The sequence below is a fragment of the Actinokineospora sp. genome (genome assembly GCF_050699995.1).
Classification (GTDB): Bacteria; Actinomycetota; Actinomycetes; order Mycobacteriales; family Pseudonocardiaceae; genus Actinokineospora.
In genome coordinates this window covers 1-6117 of record NZ_JBOHGC010000282.1, presented here as the reverse complement: position 1 = coordinate 6117, position 6117 = coordinate 1, and the positions used below count along the sequence as shown (strand labels likewise).

Genomic DNA, 6117 nt, shown 5'->3' with positions numbered 1-6117 from the left:
TCGAAGACGTCCTCGGGCCACAACCGCGCGATCAGCCCGAGCGCGTGCGCCTCGGCCGCCGCCAGGCTGCGACCCGTGAGCAGGACGTCCTTGGCTCGAGCGAGCCCGAGATGGCGGACGAGCCAGTGGGCGCATCCCCAGTCCGGCGCAAGGCCGCGACGCACGAAGATCGGATGGAAGACCGCGGTCGGATCGGCGACCACCAGGTCACAGGCCAGGGCCAGGCTCATTCCCGCCCCCACCGCGGCGCCACGAACCGCCGCCACCACCGGTTTCGGCATGTTCGCCACCGCGGTCACGATGTCGCGGCCCATGTCGAGTGTCCCGAGCGTGGTCGTCGGTTCGGCCGCGAGGTCGCGGACGTCGGCGCCGGAGCAGAAAGCCGATCCCGATCCCCGCAGCACGACGACGCGAACGGCGTCGTCGCGGGCGGCCTGGGTGAGCTCCGACCACAGGCGAGCCCGGAGGTCACCGTTCATGGCGTTGAGGACTCGCGGTCGATTGAGGGTGATCTCGAGCGCCCCGTCCCGTGCCTGCACCAGGACCGGGCTCGTGTCGATGCCTTGTGGTCGCTCCATTGCACTTCGGCCTCTCGCCACCGTTGACCGACAACCTCACCCGATCGTATACTACCAACCGTCTGTTTGATTAGCGTGGCGATGCTGGAGGTCCGATGAGGTGCCCCGCACTTGGTGTCCCCCCGACTTCGCGAGGGACATGGTGACCGTGACGACCCCGTACAGCCCCTTCACCTCGCTGCCGCGATTGCTCGAGCACCGCGCCGAGCACGCCGCCGACCAGGTCGGTCTGGTCGTGCACGGAGAGCCCTACACCTATGAGGCCCTATGGCGGCGCTCGGGCAGCGTGCAGAGCTGGCTGCGGTCGGCGGGCGTCCGCCGCGGCGACCACGTCGCACTGTTCCTCCGCAACTCGATCGAGTTTGTCGACTCGTGGATCGCCCTGGCCCGGATGGGCGCCGTGGCGGTCCCGGTGAACACCTCGACCGTCGGTGAGGCCCTGCATCACACCCTCGACCACTCGGAATCAGTCGGGGTGATCGGCCACGCCGATCTGCTCCCCGCCGTGGACGCGGCGGGCCCGTTGGAAGCGCTGCGATGGCGCGCGGCGGTGGACGGCACCCCGGAGACGACCGCGGTCCCCTTCGCCGAACTGCTGGACCGCGCCGACAGCGACCCGGCGCCGGTCAAGGTGGACGGCCTTGACCCGATGAACATCATCTACACGTCGGGAACCACCGGCCTGCCGAAGGGCGTGGTGCTGCCGCACCTGAGCTACGTCAACACCGGCGGCTACTTCGCGCACCACTTCGGCCTCACGCCGGATGACGTCCTGCACACGTGTTTGCCGCTGTTCCACTGCAACGCACAGCAGACGACGCTGATGGCCGGTCTTCATCTCGGCGCGCGGGTGGTCGTGGACCGATCGTTCTCACTGAGCCGGTTCTGGACCTGGATCCTCCGCAGCGAGGCCACGGTCACCAACCTGCTCGGCGCGATGCTCGCGCTGCTCAGCAAGCGTCCCGAAAGCGCGGAAGAGCGGGCGAACCTCCTGCGTTACGTCGTCGCGGCGCCGGTGCCCGAAGACCTCCACCGCCCACTCGAGGCGCGGTTCGGGGTTCGCATCGTCGAGGGTTACGGACTGTCCGAGACCGGCACCATGGCGTGCATCAACCCGCCCGACGACAGGCGGTCCGGGACGATCGGACGTCCGCTGGCACACAACGAGTTGCGCATCGTCGACGCGCACGGCGAGGACGTCCAGGACGGGGTGCCGGGCGAGATACTGACCCGCACCCAAATCCCTGGCGCCTACATGACCGGCTACTTCAAGGAGCCGGACAAGACCGCCGAGGCCATGGCAGGCGGCTGGTTCCACACCGGGGATGTCGGCAAGCGGCGCGAGGACGGGTACTACGTCTTCGTCGACCGGCTCAAGGACACCATTCGCAGGCGGGGTGAGAACATCAGCTCGTTCCTCGTGGAGAAGGCCGTGCTCTCACACCCGAACGTCGCGGAAGTAGCCGCGGTCGGCGTGCCGTCCGAGCTGAGCGAGGAAGACGTCAAGATCATCGTGGTGCGCCGGCACGGCGCCACGCTCTCCGAGGCCGAACTCGCCGAGTACTGCGAATCCCGCCTCGCCGACTTCATGCGCCCGCGCTACGTGGAGTTCCGCGACGAGTTGCCGCGGACCGAGACCGGACGCGTGCAGAAATACCTGCTCAGGAAGGAAGGGGTCGGGGCGGCATGGGACAGGGACCAGCGACAGGTGAGCAGGGCATGAGCGAGAACTGGTCCGGTAGCTACCTGGACACGACGATGCCGATCCCGGCGATGCGCGACGTCCGGGTCTTCGACCTCGCGGTCGCCCTCGAACCCGGCATGCCGCGCCACCCGTACCACCCACCGTATGCCTACGCGCTAGCCAAGAAGCACGGCGAAGGCATGTACGGCAACGGTGTCTCATCGGCCATGGAGGTCCTGACGATGGGCGCCCATGTCGGCACCCACGTCGACGCCCGCGGCCACGTCGCCAAGGACGGCAAGGTCTTTGGCGAGCGCGAGGTGTTCGACGCGCAGAGTGCCTCGGGTGGGCTCGAAGTGGCGAGCATCGAGGAGACGGGCCCGATCATCGGACCTGGCCACCTCGTCGACATGGTGAAGCTCCTAGGCCGCCATCCCGAGCCCAAGGACGGCCTCGGTCCGGACGAGTTCGAGAAGTGGTTCGCCGACAAGACCCCGCCAGGGCCCGGGTCGGTGGTGATCGTGCGCACCGGCTGGATGCGGTTCTGGCCGGACCAGGACGCCTACATCGGCCTCTCGACGGGTCTTCCAGGCGTCACCATCGACGGCGCGAAGTGGCTGAGCTCCCGAGGGATCATCGCCACCGGCTCGGACACCATGAACTACGAGCACAAGCCGTCGTCGGCGATCATCAACCTGCCCGTCCACGTGCACAACCTGGTCGAGAACGGCATCTCCATCATGGAGTCGCTGAACCTCGAGGTCCTCGCCGAACACGGGATCACCGACTTCCTGTTCGTCGCCGTGCCGCTCAGAATCAAAGGCGGCACCGGCTCTCCCATCCGACCCGTCGCCATCGTCGGACGTTGATCCCTTGCCTACCGCGAAGGAGCGGTGAGATGACACTCAGCCCAACGGACATCAAGCACGTGCTGGCGGCTCTGCAGGAGTCCGAATGGGACGAAGCGGTGATCACGGTCGACGACGTCACCATCTCGGTGGCCCGAAACGGCGCCGTGCTGCAACCCGTGGGCACCACGCCCGCGACCGCCGCTTCGCCCGCGCCGCAAGCCGACATGCCCGCCCCCGCTCCGGCCGCGTCCACCGCCCCGGTCACTGCCGAGCAGGCCACACCTGCCTCAGCGCCACGAGATGACGAGGTCGTGGTCTCGGCACCGAGCGTGGGCATCTTCTGGCGTTCGCCCCAGCCGGGCGCCCCGCCGTTCGTCGAGGTCGGCTCGCACGTCGAGCCCGGGGACACCCTCTGCATCATCGAAGTCATGAAGCTCATGAGCAACGTCGCCGCCGAGGTGTCGGGCACCGTGACCGCCGTCCACCTCGAAAACGCGGTTCAGGTCGAATTCGGCACTCCGCTGATCTCGATCGTCCCGGACGCGACGTGAGCCCGGACCAACCAACTTCCAAGGAAGTCCGTATGCGACATGTCGGTGTGATCGGTGGCGGCACCATGGGCGTGGGCGTCGCCTACGTCTTCGCGGCGGCAGGCTGCCAGGTCGAGCTGGTCGAACCGGACGCGACCCAAGCGGGCCGGGCCCAGGACACACTCGCCGCACAGGCGAAGCGTGCGGCGGAGAAAGGGAAGCTGACATCCAGCGCGGCGCGGCTCGTCGAGCGGGTGCGCATCGAGAACGCGGTCGACAATCTGCCGCGTGCGCTGGACTTGATCGTCGAAGCGGTTCCCGAACGAGTCGAGCTGAAGCGCTCCGTGCTTGCCGAGGCGGCGAAGCGCGCACCGCGCATGCTCGCCTCCAACACCAGCGGCCTGTCCATTGGCGAACTCTCCTCCGCCGTGGACGACCGCGCCCGCTTCCTCGGCATGCACTTCTTCAACCCCGTGTGGGCCATGCCGCTGCTGGAGATCGTGCGCGGCCCGGAGACCTCCGACGAGACGGTGACGGCCGCCCAGGAGGCGGGTGAGCTGATCGGCAAGCAGACCATTGTGGTCGCTGACGCCCCCGGCTTCGCCACGAGCAGGCTCGGCATCGCACTCGGCCTCGAGGCCATTCGGATGCTCGAAGACGGCGTGGCCAGCGCGCAGGACATCGACACCGCGATGGAGCTGGGCTATCGGCATCCGATGGGGCCGCTCAAGCTGACCGACCTGGTGGGCCTCGACGTCCGGCTCGACATCGCCCGGCACCTGGCCGACACCTACGGTCCCCGCTTCGAACCGCCAAAACTCCTCGTGGACAAAGTCGCCGCGGGAGAGACCGGAAAGAAGTCGGGCAAGGGCTTCTACGACTGGAGCGAGGGCCGGTGAGCGCACCCCGGACGCTGTTCGTCGACCGCCACGAAGACCGGGTGTGGGTCACGCTGCACCGCCCGGCGGAGCGCAACGCGGTCGACGCGACCATGGTGGCCGAACTGCACGACGTGTGCGCGGAGCTGGAGCGTGACCCGAAGGTCCTCGTGCTCACCGGTGGCACGGACGGTGTGTTCGCGGGTGGCGCGGACATCGCCCAGCTCCGCGAGCGCAGGCGCGACGACGCGCTCGCGGGTATCAACTTGCGGTTGTTCGAGCGCATCCGCGCCCTGCCGATGCCGTCGGTGGCCGCGATCGACGGGTGGGCACTCGGCGGCGGCGCCGAGATCGCCTACGCCTGCGACGTCCGGCTCGCCACGTCCCGCGCGAAGTTCGGCCAGCCCGAACCGCAGCTGGGCATTCTCGCGGGCGCGGGCGGCCCGTTCCGCCTGGTCCGCCTGCTCGGCGAGAGCGTCGCCAAGCAGATCCTGTTGGCGGGCAGGACACTCGACGCCGATGAGGCCCGTCAAGTCGGACTCGTGCTGGACGTGGTGGAACCCGAGGTCATGGTCGCGGCGACCGACAAGCTCGTCGACCGCATGCTGCGCGGTTCCAGGACAGCCCTGCGGCTCACCAAGTTCGCCGTGGACGCTCCGCCGGAGGCGCACCCGCACGTCGACCTGCTCGCGCAGGCCCTGCTGTTCGAGGACAGCGAGAAGTTCGAGCGCATGACCGCGTTCCTGAACCGCAAGACAGCTTCCTGAGGAGGATCACGTGACCAGGGACGTGTTCGTGCTCGATGGTGTGCGGACCCCGTTCGGCCGCTACGGCGGCGGGTTGTCCGGGGCCCGCCCGGATGACCTGGGCGCGCATGTCCTGCGCGCGCTGGCCGAACGCAGCGGTCTGGACCCGGCGATCGTCGGCGAGGTGGTTCTCGGTGCCGCGAACCAGGCAGGCGAGGACAACCGGAATGTCGCCCGGATGGCGGCGCTGCTGGCCGGGTGGCCGACGTCGGTGCCCGGCACGACGGTGAACCGCCTGTGCGGGTCCAGTATGGACGCGGTCATGCAGGCCTCGCGCACGATCGCCGTCGGCGACGCGTCGCTGGCTGTCGCGGGCGGGGTGGAGTCCATGTCGCGCGCCCCGTGGGTGTTGCTCAAGCCCGCCAAGGGGTTTCCGGCGGGGCCGGAGACACTGCACTCCACCACGCTGGGCTGGCGGATGGTCAACCCGAAGATGCCCGCGGGGTGGACCGTGTCCCTCGGTGCGGCCACCGAGCAGCTCGCCGAGCGCTACGGCATCGACCGCGAACGGCAGGACGCGTTCGCCCTGCGCAGCCACCAGTTGGCGGCCAAGGCATGGGACAACGGCTTCTACGACGACCATGTCGTGCCGGTTCCCGCCACCGACCTCACCCGCGACGAGGGCATCCGACCGGACACCACGTTGGACAAGCTGAGTACCCTCAAGCCCGCGTTTCGCGAGGCGGGCACCGTCACCGCGGGGAATTCGTCCCCGCTCAACGACGGCGCCTCCGCACTGCTGTTGGGCGACCAAACCGCCGCCGACCGGCTCGGGGTGACCCCGCTGGCC

7 protein-coding genes are annotated in these 6117 nt (G+C 68.9%); 6 read left to right on the top strand and 1 reads right to left on the bottom strand.

Annotated elements, in window-relative coordinates; translation table 11 throughout:
* On the bottom strand, positions 1-578 hold a 578-nt coding region (locus ACRDSQ_RS14160; protein ID WP_431421527.1), incomplete at its 3' end, for an enoyl-CoA hydratase/isomerase family protein.
* A gap of 139 nt (positions 579-717) precedes the next feature.
* On the opposite strand from ACRDSQ_RS14160, the gene ACRDSQ_RS14155 reads away from it, so the two are divergent.
* From ACRDSQ_RS14155 to ACRDSQ_RS14130, 6 genes are all read left to right on the top strand, one after another.
* Complete coding sequence (locus ACRDSQ_RS14155; protein WP_431421526.1) at positions 718-2301, top strand: AMP-binding protein; 1584 nt, start codon at positions 718-720, stop codon at positions 2299-2301.
* A complete protein-coding gene (locus ACRDSQ_RS14150; protein ID WP_431421525.1) occupies positions 2298-3131 on the top strand; it encodes a cyclase family protein in 834 nt (277 codons plus the stop codon). The genes ACRDSQ_RS14155 and ACRDSQ_RS14150 overlap by 4 nt, the downstream gene beginning before the upstream one ends.
* Before the next feature lie 29 nt (positions 3132-3160).
* Positions 3161-3664 carry an acetyl-CoA carboxylase biotin carboxyl carrier protein gene (gene accB, locus ACRDSQ_RS14145; RefSeq protein ID WP_431421524.1) on the top strand — a complete coding sequence of 168 codons (504 nt, stop codon included), beginning with the start codon at positions 3161-3163 and terminating at the stop codon, positions 3662-3664.
* A gap of 32 nt (positions 3665-3696) precedes the next feature.
* On the top strand, positions 3697-4542 hold the full coding sequence (locus ACRDSQ_RS14140; RefSeq protein WP_431421523.1) for a 3-hydroxyacyl-CoA dehydrogenase family protein: 846 nt from the start codon (positions 3697-3699) through the stop codon (positions 4540-4542).
* On the top strand, positions 4539-5288 hold the full coding sequence (locus ACRDSQ_RS14135) for an enoyl-CoA hydratase/isomerase family protein (protein WP_431421522.1): 750 nt from the start codon (positions 4539-4541) through the stop codon (positions 5286-5288). The genes ACRDSQ_RS14140 and ACRDSQ_RS14135 overlap by 4 nt, the downstream gene beginning before the upstream one ends.
* A 10-nt stretch (positions 5289-5298) precedes the next feature.
* Positions 5299-6117 (top strand): thiolase family protein (locus ACRDSQ_RS14130; RefSeq protein WP_431421520.1); only part of this gene is annotated, 819 nt, incomplete at its 3' end.

Coding starts and splice junctions, on each gene's coding strand:
- ACRDSQ_RS14140 (WP_431421523.1), top strand. CDS start 3,697: ATGCGACATGTCGGTGTGATCGGTGGCGGCACCATGGGCGTGGGCGTC.
- accB (WP_431421524.1), top strand. CDS start 3,161: ATGACACTCAGCCCAACGGACATCAAGCACGTGCTGGCGGCTCTGCAG.
- ACRDSQ_RS14155 (WP_431421526.1), top strand. CDS start 718: ATGGTGACCGTGACGACCCCGTACAGCCCCTTCACCTCGCTGCCGCGA.
- ACRDSQ_RS14150 (WP_431421525.1), top strand. CDS start 2,298: ATGAGCGAGAACTGGTCCGGTAGCTACCTGGACACGACGATGCCGATC.